Origin of the sequence: Lunatimonas salinarum (genome assembly GCF_017811155.1) — a bacterium.
Taxonomy (GTDB): domain Bacteria; phylum Bacteroidota; class Bacteroidia; order Cytophagales; family Cyclobacteriaceae; genus Lunatimonas; species Lunatimonas salinarum.
Window position 1 is genome coordinate 1 of the sequence record NZ_JACVCV010000005.1, and the last position, 20,907, is coordinate 20,907.

Annotated in this window: 18 protein-coding genes; 5 read left to right on the plus strand and 13 right to left on the minus strand. The window is 44.7% G+C overall.

Features of this window, described 5'->3' with window-relative positions:
- Positions 1–50: 50 nt before the first annotated feature.
- The 5 genes from IAQ59_RS07170 to IAQ59_RS07190 all read right to left on the minus strand — a co-directional run bounded on the left by IAQ59_RS07170 (position 51) and on the right by IAQ59_RS07190 (position 6,354).
- Positions 51–866, minus strand: coding sequence for a restriction endonuclease subunit S (locus IAQ59_RS07170; protein ID WP_209330120.1), 816 nt, complete (start codon positions 864–866; stop codon positions 51–53).
- Positions 850–2,823 carry an RNA-binding domain-containing protein gene (locus IAQ59_RS07175; protein WP_209330121.1) on the minus strand — a complete coding sequence of 658 codons (1,974 nt, stop codon included), beginning with the start codon at positions 2,821–2,823 and terminating at the stop codon, positions 850–852. The genes IAQ59_RS07170 and IAQ59_RS07175 overlap by 17 nt, the downstream gene beginning before the upstream one ends.
- A complete protein-coding gene (locus tag IAQ59_RS07180; protein ID WP_209330122.1) occupies positions 2,820–4,454 on the minus strand; it encodes a type I restriction-modification system subunit M in 1,635 nt (544 codons plus the stop codon). The genes IAQ59_RS07175 and IAQ59_RS07180 overlap by 4 nt, the downstream gene beginning before the upstream one ends.
- 64 nt (positions 4,455–4,518) lie before the next feature.
- On the minus strand, positions 4,519–4,779 hold the full coding sequence (locus tag IAQ59_RS07185) for a hypothetical protein (protein WP_209330123.1): 261 nt from the start codon (positions 4,777–4,779) through the stop codon (positions 4,519–4,521).
- Positions 4,780–5,106: 327 nt separating this feature from the next.
- On the minus strand, positions 5,107–6,354 hold the full coding sequence (locus IAQ59_RS07190; protein WP_209330124.1) for a Tm-1-like ATP-binding domain-containing protein: 1,248 nt from the start codon (positions 6,352–6,354) through the stop codon (positions 5,107–5,109).
- Positions 6,355–6,599: 245 nt separating this feature from the next.
- Here IAQ59_RS07190 and IAQ59_RS07195 point away from each other — a divergent pair, with 245 nt between their 5' ends.
- Positions 6,600–8,537 carry a D-arabinono-1,4-lactone oxidase gene (locus IAQ59_RS07195; RefSeq protein WP_209330125.1) on the plus strand — a complete coding sequence of 646 codons (1,938 nt, stop codon included), beginning with the start codon at positions 6,600–6,602 and terminating at the stop codon, positions 8,535–8,537.
- Here IAQ59_RS07195 and IAQ59_RS07200 read toward each other — a convergent pair.
- From IAQ59_RS07200 to IAQ59_RS07215, 4 genes are all read right to left on the minus strand, one after another.
- Positions 8,521–9,480 (minus strand): catalase family protein, encoded by a 960-nt coding sequence (locus IAQ59_RS07200; RefSeq protein ID WP_209330126.1) that lies wholly within the window; start codon positions 9,478–9,480, stop codon positions 8,521–8,523. The genes IAQ59_RS07195 and IAQ59_RS07200 overlap by 17 nt on opposite strands.
- On the minus strand, positions 9,470–10,891 hold the full coding sequence (locus IAQ59_RS07205) for a Dyp-type peroxidase (RefSeq protein ID WP_209330127.1): 1,422 nt from the start codon (positions 10,889–10,891) through the stop codon (positions 9,470–9,472). Before IAQ59_RS07205 ends, IAQ59_RS07200 begins: the two co-directional genes overlap by 11 nt.
- Before the next feature lie 3 nt (positions 10,892–10,894).
- Positions 10,895–12,214, minus strand: coding sequence for a peroxidase (locus IAQ59_RS07210; RefSeq protein WP_245189486.1), 1,320 nt, complete (start codon positions 12,212–12,214; stop codon positions 10,895–10,897).
- Between the two features lie 221 nt (positions 12,215–12,435).
- The gene (locus tag IAQ59_RS07215) at positions 12,436–12,906 is read right to left on the minus strand and encodes a GAF domain-containing protein (RefSeq protein ID WP_209330128.1); all 471 of its coding nucleotides are present in this window, start codon (positions 12,904–12,906) and stop codon (positions 12,436–12,438) included.
- Positions 12,907–13,292: 386 nt separating this feature from the next.
- On the opposite strand from IAQ59_RS07215, the gene IAQ59_RS07220 reads away from it, so the two are divergent.
- Positions 13,293–13,838 (plus strand): META domain-containing protein, encoded by a 546-nt coding sequence (locus IAQ59_RS07220; RefSeq protein ID WP_209330129.1) that lies wholly within the window; start codon positions 13,293–13,295, stop codon positions 13,836–13,838.
- On the opposite strand, the gene pncA is transcribed toward IAQ59_RS07220, so the two are convergent.
- The 3 genes from pncA to IAQ59_RS07235 all read right to left on the minus strand — a co-directional run bounded on the left by pncA (position 13,827) and on the right by IAQ59_RS07235 (position 17,041).
- Positions 13,827–14,441, minus strand: a complete 615-nt coding sequence (gene pncA, locus IAQ59_RS07225; RefSeq protein ID WP_209330130.1) for a bifunctional nicotinamidase/pyrazinamidase — start codon at positions 14,439–14,441, stop codon at positions 13,827–13,829. The genes IAQ59_RS07220 and pncA overlap by 12 nt on opposite strands.
- A 2-nt stretch (positions 14,442–14,443) precedes the next feature.
- Positions 14,444–15,925, minus strand: coding sequence for a nicotinate phosphoribosyltransferase (locus tag IAQ59_RS07230; RefSeq protein ID WP_209330131.1), 1,482 nt, complete (start codon positions 15,923–15,925; stop codon positions 14,444–14,446).
- Between the two features lie 306 nt (positions 15,926–16,231).
- On the minus strand, positions 16,232–17,041 hold the full coding sequence (locus IAQ59_RS07235) for a DMT family transporter (RefSeq protein ID WP_209330359.1): 810 nt from the start codon (positions 17,039–17,041) through the stop codon (positions 16,232–16,234).
- A gap of 129 nt (positions 17,042–17,170) precedes the next feature.
- On the opposite strand from IAQ59_RS07235, the gene IAQ59_RS07240 reads away from it, so the two are divergent.
- Positions 17,171–17,623, plus strand: a complete 453-nt coding sequence (locus IAQ59_RS07240) for a peroxiredoxin (RefSeq protein ID WP_209330132.1) — start codon at positions 17,171–17,173, stop codon at positions 17,621–17,623.
- A 53-nt stretch (positions 17,624–17,676) separates the two neighbouring features.
- Here the strand turns inward: IAQ59_RS07240 and gap are convergent, their stop codons facing one another.
- Entirely contained in the window at positions 17,677–18,681 is a 1,005-nt protein-coding gene (gene gap / locus IAQ59_RS07245) for a type I glyceraldehyde-3-phosphate dehydrogenase (RefSeq protein WP_209330133.1), read from the minus strand.
- Positions 18,682–18,905: 224 nt separating this feature from the next.
- Here gap and IAQ59_RS07250 point away from each other — a divergent pair, with 224 nt between their 5' ends.
- Together IAQ59_RS07250 and IAQ59_RS07255 are read left to right on the plus strand one after the other, a co-directional pair.
- Positions 18,906–19,820 (plus strand): bile acid:sodium symporter family protein, encoded by a 915-nt coding sequence (locus IAQ59_RS07250; protein WP_209330134.1) that lies wholly within the window; start codon positions 18,906–18,908, stop codon positions 19,818–19,820.
- 91 nt (positions 19,821–19,911) lie between these two features.
- Positions 19,912–20,901, plus strand: coding sequence for a 1-acyl-sn-glycerol-3-phosphate acyltransferase (locus tag IAQ59_RS07255; protein ID WP_209330135.1), 990 nt, complete (start codon positions 19,912–19,914; stop codon positions 20,899–20,901).
- Positions 20,902–20,907: the final 6 nt, after the last annotated feature.

A 20,907-nucleotide genomic window follows, 5' to 3' on the forward strand; every position in this document is an offset into this window, starting at 1 on the left:
AAGAAGAGGGTGGTCAAGATCACCGGATTGGTGGTCAAGATCACCGGAATTTACACAAGAGTAGAAATGGTTTTTTGAGTCGAAATGCTATAGTAATTATGCGTTAAATCACCTGGTGTATAAAATGGAACATCGCCATTCCAATATTCGTTTTTTTCAGTACTCGGTGTGCCACCTCCTCCAAATTTTACAACTTGTGTAAAAGGTTTTACTTCCCACCCCTTCGGAATCTCTTTTCCCAATTCCTCATTCCAAACCATTTCCCCACCACTACTTTTATAAGGCTTTCCATTTTCATCAGGAAATTCAAACTCCACAAACCACTCCCGATAAATCGCCTGTGCGGTTTCTTCCAATTTTTGGATGAGTTGTTGGTTTAGAGTGATACGGTCTTGGATGGTGTTGTATTCTTTTACGATTTCTCGTTGTTTGTCTATGTGGGGGATAGGGAGTTTTAATTCCAAAAAATCTTCCCAAGGTAAATTACCTCTAACCCCTCCTACAGCATAATAAGAAGCTTGCCTGTCAAACTCTGATCGCTCAAACCACATTTTCAAATATTCAGGAATCAGAACAGCTTCATCTTTTACTTCAAAAACTGGATAGGCTGGGGACATAATAGCCTTGTCTTCTGAAAACATTCCAATTGGTATTTTTCCATCTCGGCTAACCTGCATCAAACTGCAAGCAAACTGATTCTTTTTAATCAATTTATAGTTAGATAAGTCCGTTCCAATAATATTGGCTACTGATTTGATAAACTGTTTTGATATGCTTATACCAACTAATGGCAAATCCTCTAATGCAGCATTACGCTCATCTGCAGGCTGTATGTATTTACCAAGTGGTTTATAATTCTTTTGCATATTCCTCTGCTGTTTTATAGCCTTGTTCGGGGTGATTATGGGTATAAGGAAATCTTTTTTTGAGTTTACCCTCCTTTATCATAATGGGGAAAATCTTGTTTTTCAGGTAATCTACGGACTTTCCTAGAATGGTAGCGACCTCATCCATCTTAATATATTCATTTTGGCAAATCTTCATTACTTCATCTTCGAGTTGCGCTTTATTTAATTTTGTTCGGGTTGCAACCTTTTGTTTCGAGGTGTCAACCTTTGGTTTCGAGGTGTTAACCTTTGGTTTCGAGGTGTCAACCTTTGGTTTCGAGGTGTCAACCTTTTGGCTTGTTTCTGACTGATTATCAGTGTTTTTAAAAGAGATTTCAACCCTTTTGGAGGTGTCAACCTTTTGGCTCGGACTTGCAACCTTTTTACTAGAGGTGTCAACCTTTTGCTTCAACTTGTAAGTAGTCCACCTGCCATTTTTATCTGATTCCAGATAATGATTGGCACAAAGCCTTTGAAGTAGCGCAGTGATGTCAGCACTATGCATGTTCAACACATACTGCAAGCGCTGATTAGAGATTGAACCTTCTATTTGGCAAAACGAAAGTGCAGTAAGTTCATCAGGAGTTAGGTTACTCACGTCATCATAAATAGCATTTAACTCATCTAATACCACTTCAGGTATCACGCTAAACATGGGCAAGGTGAGTTTCACTCTGTCTGGCTGACTTTCAATTTCTAGAAAAGGCCTTCGCCAATGAGACTCTTGCCAGCCTGTCATGATTTTATCTACACCACTTCCTGCTTTTTCTGCACGTCCAATCAACATAAACATTTGTTGCAAAGAAGGATTGCGGCATTCACTAATACCTCCTGCATAATATTGATGAATGGAAAGAAGTAACGTTCCCGGATTTGAAAACACAAATTTTTCTGTATCCAACTCAATCACAATATTCCCGCTGAGAGAATAATCAGTATGTACCAAGGCATTTACAAATGCTTCACGCAAGGCAACATGTGTTGGTGTTTCATCTACCCGTTGATCATTTTCCAATAGGAAAGGTTTGGGTAATGTAGATGAAAGTTTTGGCCAGACTTTCAGGTAAAATTGAAGCAAATTATTTTCCCATGTGCCATCAGGACAAATTCTATCTGTCCAACGGATTTTAGGATCAGTAGAAAGTCTTTCTCTAAAATCAGGGAAAAAGTCAGGTAATTGCTCTTGATCTTGGATACTTTCGGATCTTCCAAACATGATCAACCCAGCAAGCGTAATCCCTTCTTGTTTTGATTTCCTATCTATACGATAAGCACCAATTTTTTTAAACAATTCCAAATCATCAAGTGCATGCCAAGGATGATCCGGTTTTGATGAAACAAACAATTGTCTGAATTGCCTTACTGTAGTTGGATCAAAATCTTTTACTGTGAAATTTTCAAGGATAACACTATCTCTTTTCAATTCAGCGCTTGAATCCGCAAGCATGCGCTTAATTTCATCATCCGTACACCGATAATCACCTTCATGATTTCTTTTGTATGTATTACCAAATGGATTTCTTGTAAGATAAACAGGCCTTTCTGTTCTCGATGCAAATGGTATTCTAAAAGTTAATAGCTTTTTATCCTTAACCTCGATTACTCTGATATCGGTATTGGATAATAAATTTCTATTTACAGTATTTGGATTATTGCACTCATCCCAAAACTGTTTTTGATAGGTAGAGATTTGATCATCTGATAAACCCTCAATAACAAACTCATCTCTTTTTTCCTTTACTCCTAAAACAATAATTCCAGTTACTGTATTTGCAAAAGCAGAATAAGATTTCCAGAATTCCCTAGGAAATCCGTTTGAAGCCAATTTGTATTCTATTTCAAAATTTTCATTTGGCAACACATTGGTTGTCAATATTGAATAAATAGAAAATTCATCACCAAGGTCAAAAAGATGTAGTTGTTTTTCTGACATCATTGTTCAATTTTATAACCAAGATTTTTAAATACCTCTAACAGCTCTTGTCTACTTTGTTCTTCCGCTTTCAATAACTCAGCAAACTCACTTTTCAAGGCATTCATTTTCTCATCAAAGTCAATATTCTCGTCACGGTTTACAAATTCAATGTATTTGCTCGGCACCAAGGAGAAATCTTTTTTGGCTACTTCATCAAACGAAGCCGAGTAACAGAACTCAGGAATGTCTTTGTAATGGTTAATTGTTAATGATGAATGATTAATGTTTTCGCCTTCATTAACCATTAACAATTTATCATTAACCATTGCACCCGTTTGCCAAGTGTGATACGTTTCAACTACTCGCTTAATATCTTCATCCGAAAACTGCGTGTATTTTTTTTCAAAGGGTTCTCCCATTTGTCGCAAGTCCATAAACAGAATTTCTCTTTCTCTGTCGCGATAATTGCGGATTTCTTCACCCACTTGTTTGCTCTGTGCTTTCTTATTTTTGTTAACAATCCAAAGCGTAACGCTGATGTCGGTGGTATAAAACAAGTTGCGTGGCAACACCAAAATGGCCTCTACCAAATGATTCTCAATCAGCTTTCTGCGTATTTTGTATTCTTCACCTCCGCCACTTAAGGCACCATTCGCCAAGATAAAACCAGCCACACCATTTTCAGAAAGTTTGCTCACCATAGTCAAAATCCAACCATAGTTGGCGTTGCTTTTGGGTGGCACATCATAACCTCTCCAGCGTGGGTCGTCTGTCAATTCATTTTCAGCCCGCCAGTCCTTTTGGTTAAAAGGCGGGTTTGCCATAATAAAGTCGGCTTTCAGGTCTTTGTGTTGGTCGTCTAGAAAAGTGTCGGCTGCTTTTTCGCCTAAGTTTCCGCTAATGCCCCGTATGGCCAAGTTCATCTTTGCCAGTTTGTAGGTGGTGTTGGTGTATTCCTGTCCGTAGATGGAAATTTCCCTTTTGTTGCCGTAGTGTGCCTCGATAAACTTGATACTCTGCACAAACATACCCCCCGAACCACAGGCAGGGTCATAAATAATGCCCTTGTAGGGTTCAATCATTTCGGCAATCAGGTTGACAATGCTTTTGGGCGTGAAAAATTCTCCTTTTCCTTTTCCTTCTGCCAATGCAAACTTGGAAAGGAAATATTCATAGACTTTACCCACCAGATCTTGTTTGGGGTCTTTGGTGGTGTCAATGTCGTTGATGGTATCTAGCAAAGAAGCCAGTTTGGTCACATCCAATCCTAAGCGTGAAAAGTAATTGTCTGGCAAAGCACCTTTCAGTGCTTTATTATTTTTCTCAATGGTATGCAGGGCAGTGTCAATGAGCAAGGCAATGTCGTTCTGCTTGGCTCTTTTAATCAAAAAACTCCAACGGCTGGTTTCTTCCAAAAAAAATACATTGTTCATGTTATAGAACTCAGGCATTTCAATATACTTTTCTTTGCCTTCAGAAATGAGTTTGGTTCTATGTTCTTCAAACTTGTCGCTGGCAAACTTTAAGAAAATCAGTCCTAATACAACGTGTTTGTATTCGGCTGGCTCAACGCTTCCTCTTAATTTATTGGCAGCATCCCAAAGGGTTACTTCTATAGGTTTTTCTTTTACTTCCTTCTTCTGTTTCGCCATTTTCAGGTGTCAATATTTAAAATTGTTAATGTCTGCTAATTTAAGATTTATAGTTGTGGTGTCGTCATAAGTGCGTTGGCAAAAATGGCTCTTTTGGTTTTGCGAAGGCTCGGCTTGTGTGTCGGGAAAAACCAAATGTGCCGTTTGTGCGGCTGGCTAAAAGAAATTTTAAAAAATGCGAAGAGTGGGCTTTTTCATTTTCTATTGTCACCTGTCTTAATAGCAAAACACTGTCAGCTTGCTTGCCTGTCCCCTTTGTTGATATGGTCTGTATGTCGAGTTTATTTTTAGTCATCTTCTTGCTGTGTCGTCTTCTTTTTAGCATTGGTAGTAACGTATTTATTGGCGCTACTCGGTTGTGCCTAGCTCTTCGCCGCTTACCAGGTAAATGCTATCTCCTCCATGTACCTCGACAAAAGGCGAAGGATCTGCTGCAAACGACTACCGATAAAGATAGGGCATAATTCCCATGCAAAAAATACCCTGTTCGGGGTATTTTTTAGGACCGAAGGGGTATTTTGGGAAGGTTGGATACGCTTTTCGAGGGCGGAAAGGTATTTTTGAGATATATAACATAGGGGGACCAGCGAGTACATCCCTACGGGTGTGTCTACTACCGGCTAACAGCAAAACAAGTATTTGCCGTTACCACCTAGCCTATAGACCGGTGCCGATTCAACAGCTCCATCAGCCGGTCTACCGCTACCTGGGCAAAAGCGGAATCGTTGATTGAAGCCGGTACTTGGGTAACAGAAATGCCGGGATCAAGTGCTGCCATCAGTCCCTCCAGGCAGGATTGGTCTGCCTCGCTATCAAAAAACAACCCGCCGGGGGATCCCACTTGGGAGAAGCCTCCCCGGGGCCACACAACCGCAACCTTCTCGGCTAACGGATTTATCGTTTCGGCGATATGCCTTCCCAATCGCTGATTTTCGGCCTTGTTAGTCCGCATGAGCGTCACATCCGGCGCCCAATGGTAAAAAAGACGCCCCTGAAACTGGGAGGGTACCGTTTCTGGCCTGCCAAAATTCACCATATCCAGACAGCCTGGCGCCACCACCATAGGGAGCCCCAGCTGTACGGCGGCTTTCATTCGGTCCGGACCGGCACTTAGGATGCCACCGCAAAACTCGTCGGCAAGTTCGGTGGTGGTCAGATCCATCACCGCATCAAATACCCCTTCCCGTATCAGCGCCTCCATGTTTCTTCCTCCCACCCCATTGGCGTGGAATGCCATCACCTCAAAGCCTCTCGCTTCCAACAGCCGCGTACAGGCATTTACACAGTCCGTGGTGTTTCCAAACATGCTGATCGCCACGAGGGGTTTGATGTAGGCGACCCGATCCCAAGCCACCTCCACCATCGCCAACAGTGCAGCCGCTGCTTGGTGGATGATGGGAAGGATGATCCGGTTGATGCCGGCCACATCCACTACCGATGGAATCAACACCACATCTTTCACCCCCACCGAATGGGACACATCTTTGGTAGCCAGGGTAGATATACAGATTTTTGGTAGGCCCAGGGGCAATACCTGAATGGCTCTTAAAAACAAAAAGGTGCCTCCTCCCCCTCCCATGCCGATCACACCCCTAAGTAGGCCTCGATCCAATAACCCTTTTAGCCAGATTTGACACCCAGCAGCCAGCTGCTCCAGCGCAAAGCTGCGATCCTTTCGGGATTTCAGCGCTGACAGGGTATAGCCGGCGAGCCCGGCAATCTCCTCGGATTCCACATCCACGGGAAAGGTCCCCGTACTAGCGGAAATGCCCACATTGACCATTTGAATCGACGCACCACCGGCCTTTAAGGACCGGTACAGCTCTCCATAGATTTCTCCTTTGGTGTCAAAGCACCCAATGACCACCAAAAAACCTTTCTTGGCAAACGTTGCTTCCATAATGGCTCCTTAAAACTATTCCCCTTTTACGAATTCAAATACGTACAATTCTGCCAATATTCCAAAACCGAAAGGCTATCTGGCAAAAGGCAGGCTAGTAGCTACTACCTGCCCTGATTAGGATGGGAAGACGAAGTCAACCACAACGTATCCAACCGGTAAAAAACAAGCACAATCATATGAACTAAAAATAAAAAACAGTATATTGATCGGTAAACAAACCTCAATAAAAACGAATATTTTAAATGTCGGGATCTAGCACACGAGCCGAAAAAAAGAAAAAATCAGTTCATGTAGGATGGGAAGTAGCCAAGCTGCTTTTTACGCTGATTTTTAATAGCGAAAAAATCCCCGGTCAGGTGGACCGGCTGGACGACGCACTGACCAACCACTGTACCCGCAGCAATAGAACCTGGTGGATCAACCGGATCAACGCCCTAACCAGACCACGTTTTGTCCGGCGCTTAATAGAAAAAAAACTCAACAAAAACACACCACTGCATGAATGTGTAAACCTGACCTTGGACGTGGAGCTTTCCCACGACAAAGTATTTTACAAAGAATCTACTTTTCGCCAAAAATGGGCCAATTGGTATGAAAACCATTGCTCCGAGCCATTGAAGTTTTTTATTCCTGGCAGTGGAACCTTTCCGGAATTTGACCCCAAATGCGACAGCCACCTTGTATATGATTACGATGCGGTACTGGAGGTAATCGGAGAAGTGCTGCAGGCAGAGGAAAGCGGCCGCCAAATACGCGCATTGGGTTCGGGTCACGCCCTGACGCCTATTGCCCAGTCCGACGACTACTTAGTTTGTACCCAATACCTAAATGTGACCAACAGGCCTGCCAAGGAATTTATCAAAGCAGCCTATAGGGATGGTTTTGAAGTTGAGGTAAATTTTGGCAATCAGACGGCAAAAGAAACCCATTACCTGTTCGAAACCAGTGGCGGAACAAAAATACGGCACTTGATCGAGGTACTGGAAAAATACGGCTGGTATCTGATGAATCAGGGAGGGTCCAGCATTCAGTCCATTACAGGAGCACTTTCTACTTCCACCCATGGTTCAGGAATAGGCTTGGGCCCGATTCCCTCTATGGTGCGATCCCTCACCTTGGTGGGAACTGGCGGAAAGGCGTACCGGGTAGAAGCATCCGAGGGAGTCACAGATCCAGTACTTTACGACGGGAAAATACCCGGATCAGACAGAACCATTGAGCTGATACAGGATGATGAGACCTTTCATGCAGTCTTGGTTGGTGTGGGTTGTATGGGCATCGTGGTTTCGATGATACTGGAAGTACAACCCATCTACGGGCTCTTTGAAGAGCGAAGGGTAAGAAACTGGGATGACGTGAAAGCAGAAATGACGACCTCGCCCGATCTCTACGCCTACCTGAATGCTCACCGCCACTTTGAGGTCTTGATCAACCCGTACATAGATCGTAAAGCCACTACAGACACAACGAGAAAATGTTTAGTGACTACGCGGGACTATAGCCATAGCACAGACAAGCACCCCAATGCCCGAAAGGAACGAAACTACCTATCCAGTTTTATCTCCGGCATCAATATTTCCGGCAAGCTCTCCCCTTGGGTATTTAACCGCAACCCAGACGCCATCCCGGGCATGATCAATAATTCCCTGCATCGTATCGAAGACTATGCCGAACGGGGAAGTGGTTTTGAGGATACGGCCAGAAAAGTGCTGGATCAGGGGCTTGGAGAGCTGAAATTCTACGGATTTGCCACCGAATACGGCGTGCCATTGGACCGGGTAGTGGATGCGGTGGATCTCATTCTCCGCACCTGCGAAGAGGCTATCCCCTACCGGCATTACCTGGCCGCCCCTTTTTCCCTTCGCTATGTAAAGCATTGTCCCGCTCACCTATCCATGATGAATACGGGCGACATCTGCATGATCGAACTGGTCAGCGTACGTGGGGTGACGGGTAGTTACACGTTGCTACGAAAACTGGAAAGTGCCCTGATCGAATTTGGAGCCATTCCGCACTGGGGCCTTTCGGTATTACCCTGGACGCCGGAGATGGTGGAAAAAGCCTTTCCGAAATTCCACCTCTGGAAAAAATACCAGCAAAAATTTGGCGGGCGGACATTCCTAAACCCCTTTATGGAAGACATCCTCGCGCCACGCACGGATGCTATACCTCCTTCCTAAACGCAGCCAATTCGCGGTACACGGCGCGTCGGGCCAGGTTTATCTCGCCCACCGGCTCGTGGTCTACCAATCCCATCCAGGGGGAAAACTCCAACGACTCACCAAAGGCCCGCCTTTCCGGTGTATCGAACACCTGTTTCGGCAGGGAGAGTTTCGCCACCGGTATCAACGGACCCTTCCAAACCCTTGAGGTATCGTTTAGAGGATGTTGGCGGTCGTTCTGATGCAGTTGCACATGCAGCGTAAACGTGTAATCTTTATCCTTCAGATCCATCTTTAATTGCTCCCGTAAAAAACCGGATGACCGGGTCTTGGTAAGTGAATAGGCCATTTCCGGCTGATCGGATTTGAGTACAAACTTGGCATAATGCTCAGGCCCCATGCGAAACGCCGCCCCTGAAAAATAATTCTCTGCCAAAAGGTTATCGTGCTTAGCGGAATATTTCAGCGTCAGAAACAAGCTGCGCCAATGCATTGGATTCAATGCGAACAAGATCCTGGGAAACACCCCTCCCAACACCGCTCCCATAGCCTTCCGGTATAAACGGATGGAGGAGGCCGAGAGGATAGGACTTGTAGTCAGCAGAAAATTCTGCGTTGGAATACCCAATGGATCTTGTTCTTCCAATAGTTCACCCGTAACATGAAGCACTTTGATCGCTAATCCTCTACCCGAACGCCCCGTATCAGCACCGACCTTTGGCGGCGCATTGGACAAGCGCACCCACACATCGTAGGTAGCCGGCTGCTTAAAGAGTCCTACCTTCAACGATTCGGGCAGATCTGAAAAAACGGAAAGCGTACCCCGGATACATCCGTGCATTTTGGGGTGAAAATTTCGCTTTCTGGGCACACCTGCGTATTCCATTTTCAAAAAGGCCTTCATGGTCTTGATGATTGAAGTCAGGTCCTTTTGCTGTTGGGGGGTGAGTTCAGATTCCATCGAAATTCGAGATAAATTTAAGGGCTTTAAGTCCAGGAAAGAAAAAATAAGCACCGCCTCGTATTTTTACAAAGTTGGGTATATTTTCCAATCGCCTCCTTACCGGATAAGTAGGGATGCTAAACCGATCGGTAACGACCTGATCCTGATGATAATGGTTACCGATTATGGGATCCGCATCCTGTTCGGAACCACCGAACTTATGGAAATTCACCCAGTTGTTTTGTACAAATTCAAATTGCCTTCGGATATCTGTTACCATACAGATAAAATGAAGGCCTCGCTTCTTTCCATCATCGGTTGCCTTCATGAAGTCGGACACCTGCATGGTAGCTACCAGAGGATCCCCGTAGGGGCGTCCTTTTCGCAACATTAGGTGTTTGGCCACCATTTCTGTCGAATCCTTTTGGCTGGTTTCGGTAACTAGATGATCGCGTGGATTGGTGCGTCGGATGTGTGAACCTAATGGACATTTCAGCCCGGACCGATCTTCATCCCAATAGCCGAAGTCATTCTCATCAGACAAGGAAGGGTCAGGTGCCACGGGGCATCGCACCAAAGGGGAACCATCGGGCCACCGACCTACCATTTTAGCAGCCAAAGCGATGGCTTTGTCAGAAGATTCCGCCTGGGACTTGACGTAATCCCAAAACCTCACCACGTCCTGCTGCATTTGCCGGAAGACCAAATAGGTACCGTTCCGTCCCAAATCCATGAAGCCGGGATAATCGGGATGTGGTGAAAGCCCTTGAGATCCCGGTGTATGGCTAGGTACAACCGGAGAAGGGGCGTATTCGTCGTAAAGGTTCTTATACCCCATGATAAATTCCCCAATAGGATACTTTGGGGCGTTTCCGAGGTCCTTATCTTTCACCAATTCCGCAATTATCGGTCTGGAGATATCGTCTCGAAAACCGAAATGCTCCTTTTGATCGTGCAGCATCCCGGTAGGGAGTGAGGAATGCAACATCACCCTGAACAGCGAGGCCCTATTCAATTCGGACTCCACCAACTGATCCAGTGCCATTGCACTGGAAGCAAAGAGCATCACCAGCATGTGTACATCAGAAGAATCTCGGCCCCAGTCCCAGAAATCCGGCGCATGTTCCCCCGTATCTCCCAAGATAAACTGCCTATGCGGTTCGGTCATACCCTCCCGAAATTCCCTACTGAAGCTCGCTAATGTTTGATCAGGAACCCCCAAAAACGCCAGTCCGGAATAGGTCAAGGCTACCTGACACGCAAACTCAGGCCGCTTATCTCCTGCGTGGGTCACCATTTTCACTAACTGCATAAAATAAGCCTTCGTCTCCTGAAGGGATGAAAACCGCATTAGCAAATACTGCGCATGCGGCAGGTGCCCATGGCCCCGGATGGCGAGGCCTTGCATATCCGTTAGTTCGAGTTCCATCTGCTATATCCTAAGTAACCACTCCCGTATTTCATCGTCTTTCATTTCCTTGAACAATCCCTCGCGAAATGCCCGGTTATTTTTTAGATTTTCTACGCTCAGCCCCTCATTATAGGCATACCAACATTGAGTAATTTGCTGATGTGCCCTAACACCCTTCATGTATTCACTGCGATGGTTGTACTGCTTGTGTACCAGCCAACGAGTGGCAGGAAAACCAAATGCATGACTGAAAATAACCGCCATATTCATTGTCCTGCGTTCGCTGTCTACAAAATCATGGGCATAAGCCTCTGAAATATTGTCAAAAGTCGCAATGAAGACGAGACGCTTTCCATTGTCAGTCTGCAGCCACCTAGCTGTATGTACCGTGGGGATGTATGAAAAATAACGGATCAAGAATACAAGCCGTAATGAAACCGCTAAGAAAACCCGCCGAATCCATCCCTTTTTTAACGGAGCAATTACGGTCATTTCATTAATCACCGGATTGGTTTCTCGGGTCACGATGTCCCGAACCCGCTCGTCTGATGCCGCCGTTCCGGGTATATGGGGGTTAAGTTCGTTAAGACGTAGCAAAAGGAACAAGATCAACATGGCTGCTACAAATACCGGGAAGAACCAAACCAAAATATCCAAGACCATTCCATCCATGAAAAACCGAAGTATCAGAGAAATCAAGGATGATGACATCAGTAGGACAAACAAACCCAAGGGAAATAACATACGGATCCTATCCCAGCGTACGCCTGGTATTCCTTGGCGGGCCCACTGAAGCTTTGGATGGTCCTTGACAAAATCTTCAATCAGCTGCTTCATCTCTGATGGGCTCCTTGAGGCCAAATCTACCGCTCTAGAACGATTAGTCAGGTGGTTAAACACCTCCTCCTTCAGTTGGGCTTCCTGATCTATATCCTGGGTCGCGACAAATTTAAATCCGGCATAGAAGGTATTGGGGATTGACTTTTTACGTAAAAAAGCCACCAAATCGACATTGGCATCGGCAGGGAATTCATCGCTCAATGAAAACACCTGCTGCATCTTCGTAGAAAAGCACCTAGCTAACTCCCGAAGATGGTTTTTGTGGTTTCCGACGTAACTAGTCATCAGTAGAATTCTTGCGGGTAGCCTTTCCTCACCAGCATAAACCTGGGTCGGCAGCACCAGCCAACTCAAAAACAAAACCGATGGAATTTCCTTTTGATAAATTGACTTGCTTTCCCTCAGTTCACGGTTGAGTTGTTCGAGTAGCAGCGAAGCAGCGTCAATCTGTTCTTCCGCAATCTTAACTGTAACGGTGAGCCCTCTATGAATCCTAGACATGAAAATGTTGGCGTGTTTGTCATAAATATAAAAAATAAAATAAAATATTTCAAAACCTTTTAATTTCAATCGTTCATTTTGACTCAATGAAGCTATAAACTAGTTCCCTGTTTTGGCTCCGAGGTAAAAAAATACCTAATTAACCAAGCAATAGCCAAGAGGCCATCACATAGCGATCTAAAAAAAGGCTAGAAAAGATACGTACAACCCTGTTGCCCTATCTATCTGACCTTCCCGGCCATGACACCGGTAATAGACAACAGATCGGCAACTTCCTTCTCTGTAAACTCATAGGGCATCTTTTTGGCAATTCCCAATGTTCCATACAATTTACCTTCCAACAAAAGAGGAACGGTGATTGCTCCCTCCACCTTGGTATCCTTTGCACCAGGCCTGACCACACCGGACTCATCCGTCTGTAAATTACATACTTGGACAGCTTGTTTTCTTTCGGCAGCGATGCCGGCCATTCCTTTTCCTACCGGTACTACCGACATCTTAGGAAGTAAAAAATCGGGTACCCCAACCTGTGCCTCAAGCATTAATAAATCGGTACCGGATTCAAGGATATGAATGGTTCCCGTGGTGCAGTCAAAGCATGACAATGTCTCCTTCAACCAAGCTTCCCAGGAAAAATGGTCACTGCTCAAAATAGATTCTTTCAGGTGGGCAATCCGTGTCTGTGCATTCATTTATTATCGTTCTAAAGGTTATTAAGAAGAACTCTTTATAGCGAATCCGCCCCCTTTCTTCCAAAACGCATACAAGCAAGAAGAAATAAAAGGACAGACCCTTCCGGTTTAATACCCTAAAGATAGAAAAATCAATGCAGCAATTAAATTCAGACCTGGCATTATTAGCACTATGAAGTGCTTTATAAGAGAATCTACTGGAATAACTCCGCAAATGGAACCATTTTTTCCATTCCCAAAACCACGTAAGTCAGTTGACAAAAAAAGCCATAACTACTACAAAGCGAGGTATTGTATTTTCATTATTCACTTCTGGCAAATTTCTTGCTATAAATTTTCTTTAATGTATTTAATTATTATATTTCAACCACAAGAACCCAATAACCATGAAAAAGCTCGTCATCATACTATCAGCTTTGCCTTGGCTGCTTGCTTCAATTGCCATTGCCCAATCCGAGCCTTATCCCTTGGATGAGGACGAGGCCCCTCTCCTCCCACATGTTACTACAGGTTCCGAACTCGAAGGATTATGGGAAGTACATTCCATCTACGATAAATTTCAGCCCTTCGAAGTACTTTTTCCCGGAAAGAAGCCCCGGCTGTATTTCGATATCATCAATGAACAAATCATCGGATTTACTGGCTGCAACAACTTCAGTATTTTCACTTCCCTACACGGTAACGTGATCGATATCATGGGGTTTTTGGGAATGACCAAGGCTTGGTGCGATGGAGATGGTGAGGACATCTTTCTTACCTTGTTAAAATCCGCTCATACTTATGCCATAGACGAGGAGGGCCACTTGACATTTCTTTGCGGTAGCCTCGAGATCATGCGTTTAGAAAAGGTAAATGAATCGGACGATGATCACCCCTTTGGTCTGCCAACGATGCTCACATACAAAGAACCCACGTTTCTCTTAGCCGACTAACCGGGACTGGATTATTTTGGCGCCGGCCATCTTCATTTCGGTGATAGCATTATTGCTATCCTGCTCGGATAAGTTCACACCTTTGGTGGCGTCTTCGATCAGGAAAGTATCGAATCCTTCTGACAATGAATCGAGCACGGTAAACTTTACGCAGTAATCTGTAGCCAGCCCCGCTACAAACACTTGGGTCACCCGTTCCTTTTTCAAAAAATCTGACAGACCAGTATCCCCCATCCGATTGTTATCGTAAAACCCGCTGTAAGAGTCAACCAGCCTATTCGTTCCTTTTTGAAAAACACGTTTCCAGCGTGAACGATCCAAATCCTGATGAAAGTCAGCCCCCTCCGAACCTTGTACACAATGTGCTGGCCATAGCACCTGATCCGCACCTGACAGTTTGATTATTTCCCCGGGCCGGGTGCCAGGGTGATTGACGGCAAAGCTGCCATGATCTGCCGGATGCCAGTCCTGAGTAGCCACGATTAAATCAAACTTGGGCTGTAGCGCATTGATTATAGGGATCACCTGATCTCCATCACGTACGGCTAATGCCCCTCCGGGGAGGAAGTCGTATTGAACGTCCACGATTAGTAAAGCCTTCATGCCTATTCTGTAATCTCTGATGGCTTGGTTTTGAGCACCAGATTGGTCCTTAGTTCGTATAGCGACTCCTCCAACCCAACAGGGTAAATATGGGGATTGGTGAGTCGTTTGTGGGTTTTGTCAAATTGGGCCAGTCGATCGAGTGTACTTTGGCGGATCTGATGAATATCTGGTCGGTGATACACCTTCTCGCCCTGCCTGAATATCGGCACCAACAAGACTTTCTCCTCGGCTTGAGCGGGTTGGATTCGTTTGCGGCGAGTTGGATCGATCGGATCTATGATGGTTACTGTATCCTTTGGCCTCATTCCTTCCAAGTAAATCATATCCCCTATCGCCTTTCCCTTAACGAGGTATCGCTTTACATTGTGGAATCCAGGCACGTTGATCTTTATGGATTGTTGGGAAAGCTTAATCTTTGGTTGCCACTCACCGGAAGTATCCTTCATGGCAGACATTTTGTAAACAGCTCCCAATGCCGGCTGATCGTAGGCAGTTACCAGTTTGGTTCCTACTCCCCATACATCGATAGAAGCCTCTTGAAGCTTTAACGAGGTGATGATATGTTCGTCCAAATCATTACTTGCAACGATCTTCACTTCCGGAAAACCCGCACGGTCCAAGATTTCCCTAGCCCGGTTACTAAAATACGCTAGATCTCCCGAATCTATGCGAATTCCTTTTAGCGACTTACCTTTGGCCTTCAATTGCTTGGCTATTTCAATGGCATTTTTTACGCCATTGAGCGTATCGTACGTATCCACAAGCAGCACCGTATTATCAGGAAATGCTTCGGCATAGGCTTCAAATGCCGCCATTTCCGTGTCAAACGACATGATCCAACTGTGGGCGTGAGTTCCGGAAACGGGAATACCAAATAACTTTCCAGCCATCACATTGGAAGTGGACGAACAGCCGCCGATATAGGCTGCACGACTTGCAGCAAGTGCCCCGTCTATCCCCTGTGCACGGCGCAGGCCAAATTCCAACACTGGATCTCCCTTAGCGGCCAATACAATCCTGGCCGCTTTGGTTGCGATCAGCGTTTGAAAATTTAGCATGTTTAACACCGGAGTTTCCAAAAGTTGACATTGAATCAAAGATCCCTTTACTCTCAACAGCGGCATATTTGGAAATACCACCTCTCCTTCTTCTACGGCATCGATGTCACATGAGAATTTCATATCCCGCAGATAAGCTATAAATTCCGATTCAAAAGTCCGGGTGCCGTCGGAATTTTTAACCTCCTCCAAATAGCGGAGGTCGTTTTCTTGGAAGGAAAAATTACGACAATAGTCGATGACATAATCTAGCCCTGCGGCAACCGTAAATCCGCTTTGAAAGGGATTTCTTCGGAAAAAAAGTGAAAAAACCACCTCCTGCTCTGCCTTACCTGACTTCCAATAGGCATACGCCATGGTAAACTGATAAAAATCGGTAAGTAGGGTCAATGAGCCCTGATAAAGATCCCGGGTAATTTTCATCTGTTTATAATTGATTCTTAATGGTCAAAACCTGTCCCTGTTTATCCGGCTACCTGTCCCGATCGGAATCAGGAGAATCGCTGCCTTACGGCAGGCAGGTCGGATGTTTAATAGTCGTTTTTTTAGTGGTCAGCCCAACTCCGTAGCGAAGGCAGGCATCGCTTTCCACATCACCCGTTTCGCTCCTTTGAATTGCGATTACGTTTTACGTATTTCAGTGCAAACAGAACATGAATATCAAACACACAGTCAAATTTAATTGATTTGTCCACAAAACCCTTAATTAACGTCGCTAATTCCGATCCCCTATTTTCCGGAAAAACGAACATTAAGAATCACACCGCTCAATACCAGCAGCATACCGGTATAGGTGATTAGATTGTATGTCTCGTCAAAAAACACAAATCCAAAAACCAAGGCGTAGACGATGCCTACATACGTGAGGCTGGCCACTTTAGATAGGTTGGCATTTTGGTAGGCCATGGTCATGAAGTACTGGGCAAACTGGGTAAAAACTCCAATGCCCAAAAGTAACCCCCAATCCCACCCCATAGGCTGCACCCATCCAAAATAAGATATCAATGCGGCTACGGGAGTCGTTACCAAGGGAAAATAAAAAACGATCACCAATGGGTGTTCCGTATTCTTCAGCTTTCGGATTACATTATAGGCCAACCCAGAAAATAAGGCTGAAGTAATCCCTATTACGAGAAAAATGGGATCGATACGAGGGTCAAAGCCTTCGATAACCAACACCCCGGCAAATGCTACGGCAAAGTATACAAACTGAATGGGCTTGACCCGCTCTTTAACAATAAAAATCCCTAATACCGAGGTGAATATCGGAGCCATATACTGAATGGTTACCGCACTTGCCAGGGGGATGTTCTGCAAGGTATAGAAAAAGGTGATTAACCCTACGGAACCTACCACACCGCGAATGATCAATAGTTTTCGGTTATTTCCGAAAAGTGGGATGCGCTTACTCTTTAGAACCAAGTAGGTAAATGCAAAGCTAAAAACCGATCTAAAAAGGATGATTTCTATGGCTGGTATGTGCGGAAGAAATTTTACCGTCACATTCATGAAAGCAAAAAACATACCCGCCAATAGCATGTGCTGAACGCTTTTTGAGCTCAATATCTCGGACGTTTTGGTGAAAATGAAGGGATCATGATGCACAATGGCTTTTTGGAGGCATTTTGTAAACCTTTGATTTGGAAGGTTGTTTACAAAAATAAAAACATGGCGCTAAAGATTGGAACCAAAGCACCGGATTTTGTATTACCGTCTACATCCGGAAAGCTTTTTAAATTGTCGGAAGATTGGAAAGGAAAGGGAGGAATCATCTATTTCTACCCCAAAGATTTCACCGGAGGTTGCACGACGCAGGCCTGTGAATTCCGTGACGAGTTTGAATCGTTTCGGGACTTGGACATCTCCATTGTGGGCATCAGCAAGGACAGTATAGCAACCCATCACAAGTTTAAAAAAGAATATAATCTTCCTTTTGAACTGCTGGGTGATTCGAGGGGTAAAGTATGTAGGGACTACGACGCCTTGATCCCGTTGGTGCATGTACCCAAGCGCATTACTTACCTAATCGACGAAAAGCATGTGATTCGTGCCATCCATCAAGATATGTTCGATAGTAAATCCCACATTCGGGAAATGATCGCGCAAGCTCAAAAAACCTAAAAAAAGGAAACCGGGCGAATCGCCCGGTTTCCTTTCGTATGCTAAGCCAGTTCTTATTTGCTGGCGATATATTGAAGCAAGTCTACCACTTTGTTGGAATATCCCCATTCGTTGTCATACCATGAAACAAGTTTCACAAAGGTAGGGCTCAATTGGATACCTGCACCTGCATCGAAGATAGAAGTACGGGAATCTCCGATGAAGTCGTTCGAAACGACGGCGTCTTCCGTATATCCCAAAATACCCTTCAAGTCTCCTTCCGAAGCTTCCTTCATCTTAGCACAAATTTCCTCGTAGGTAGCTGGCTTCGCCAGTCTTACCGTCAAATCTACCACCGAAACGTTAGGGGTAGGCACCCTAAACGACATGCCTGTAAGCTTACCGTTCAGCTCGGGGATTACCTTACCAACTGCTTTGGCTGCCCCGGTCGAAGAGGGAATGATATTTTGGCCTGCACCTCGTCCACCTCTCCAGTCTTTTGCGGAGGGGCCATCCACAGTCTTCTGTGTAGCAGTGGTGGCGTGTACGGTGGTCATGAGGCCTTCTTCCAATCCCCAGTTATCATTCACTACCTTGGCAATAGGCGCCAGACAGTTAGTGGTACAGGAAGCATTGGATACAAAAGTCATGTCAGATGTATATTTGTCTTCATTTACACCCATAACAAACATTGGCGTGTCGTCCTTGGAGGGGGCGGACATGATCACCTTCTTCGCACCGGCATCAATATGTCCTTTGGCGGTCTCCTTGGTCAAAAACAACCCGGTTGACTCTACGATGTAATCCGCTCCGATCGCTCCCCAATTCAGGTTGGCAGGATTTTTTTCCGAAGTCACGCGGATGGCGTTGCCGTTAACGATCAGCTGACCATCTTTTACCGATACATCTCCTTTGAATTGTCCATGAGTAGAGTCGTATTTGAGCATGTATGCCATGTAGTCTACATCGATTAGGTCATTGATGCCTACAATCTGTACATCTTCTCGTTCTTGCGCTGCACGGAACACAAGGCGTCCAATTCTTCCGAATCCGTTAATACCTACTTTAATTTTTCCCATAATGTTAGTTGTTCTTTACTTTGATTTATACTTGATGCGTAAGGTGTTTAAAAGTAACTGGCTAATAAACAGCGTGACGTCAAAATTCCAACCATAATTATTAAAAACGAACTGAAATTTTGCCGTTTCGAAATTTTCAATGGCCAAATTTATCAATTTTAATAATAGTACGGAAATTTTACCGCATGCTTTTATTCCATATTTTTGGGACTAAATGATGCCCTATGCTGGAAGAACTGGATCAAAGTGTACTGAATTTTAGTGGAGACTCACTTTTTTTTATGAATGTCTCGCTTGCAATTATCATGTTTGGCGTAGCGCTAGACATTCGAAAAACCGACTTTCTATACCTCGCAAAAGCGCCTAAACCCTTTTTCTTAGGGATTTTGTCGCAATTTTTAATACTTCCCTTTCTCACCTTTCTACTCGTTTCGTGGATTAAGCCGATTCCCAGCGTGGCGTTGGGCATGTTTTTGGTAGCTGCCTGTCCGGGCGGCAACATTTCCAATTTTCTGACCAACTACGCAAAAGGGAATACTGCTCTTTCTGTAAGTCTAACTGCATTCTCAACAGCCGTTTCTATTGTACTCACTCCCTTTAATTTTGCCCTTTGGGCAAGTCTATATGCCCCCGCGGCACCACTTTTAGCGGAAATCAGCTTGGATTACGGGGATGTATTTCAGACCGTTGCACTGATCTTGGGAGTACCACTAGCCATGGGCATGTATGTGAAACATCGTTTGCCGTTGTTTGCGCAAAAAACCAGCCAAGTTTTAAAACCACTTAGTATTGCCATATTTGGTGGGATTGTACTGATCGCCTTCTATAGCAACTACGATTTGTTTATCAAATTTATCTTCCTGATATTCAGCTGGGTCTTTGCCCATAATGCCGCAGCACTACTTACTGGGTTTTCACTGGGAAAGGCATTTGGCCTAAGCCTGGAAGATACCAAAACACTTACCATCGAAACCGGCATCCAAAACTCAGGGCTTGCGCTGGTATTGATATTTACTTACTTTGACGGGCTAGGTGGAATGGCCATTATTGCCGGATGGTGGGGTATCTGGCATATTGTTTCCGGACTTTCGATAGCAACCTTGTGGAAATCCAAAATGAGTAGATTCAAACAGGCATAAAATCCCTTCCAACCCCTAGAGATGCCTGACTTGACTTCGTGAAAGATTCCATAAGCACCTATTCTGGCTTTAAAAAACAAAGAATTGTCAAATGCAACACCTCCTTAATGAGCTTTTGAGGATTTGGGTAAGGGTGAGTCTACACTTTTATTTCGGACAAATACGGGTAAAAAACCGTTCGCTTATCCCTAACAATACACCTTTGATTGTTGTGGCCAACCACCAAAATGCGCTGTTGGATGCGTTGCTGATAGCAACCGAATTGGGCTTAAAACCCTTTTTTCTTGCGAGAGCTAGCGCCTTTAAAAAGCCTTGGATTGCCACTCTACTACAACAACTTCAGATAATGCCTGTTTTTCGAATGCGGGACGGAATCAGCAGTCTCTCCCGCAATGAAGAAATCTTTCAACAATGCCAAAATTTACTGGCCCGCAGAAAAACAATTGTTCTATTTCCAGAAGGAAACCACAGCTTAAAGCGACACTTGAGACCACTAAGCAAAGGATTTACCCGAATCGCATTTAGTACACTCGATCGCTATCCCCAGCTTCCGCTCTATATATTGCCGATAGGCATCAACTACGGGGCCCATCAATTACCGTGGTGCAAGGTAAATCTACTTATCGGCGAACCAATCGATGTATCGGAATCCAAGTTCGATCCCCATACATTAAAAGAAATGGTCGCATCCTCATTGCGGGAGTTGACGATACAGCTCCCGACTAAGGCGTATGAAACCTCCCTTGAAAAGCACCTGAAAGCCCAGATGGACCTAAGTGACCCGGAAGCCTTTCGGCAGCGAAAATCGCTCTCGGGCCAAATGCACAAGGACAGGCATCGGCTTATTCAGTTCCTTTATTTCCCGTTATTCTTTATCTGGAAATGGGTAAAACCCGGCATCCATGATCCGGTATTTTATGGAACAGTAAAATTCCTAATTGGTTTTTTAGGGGTACCCACTTATTTTTTCCTAATTTCATTGATTTGCCGGATGGTAGGTTTTATTGTGCTAGGACCAATAATCGTCATTGGCTTGACTCTAGCCCTGTATTTCTTCCGCAATTCTGGAAGACAGGCATAAAAAAGG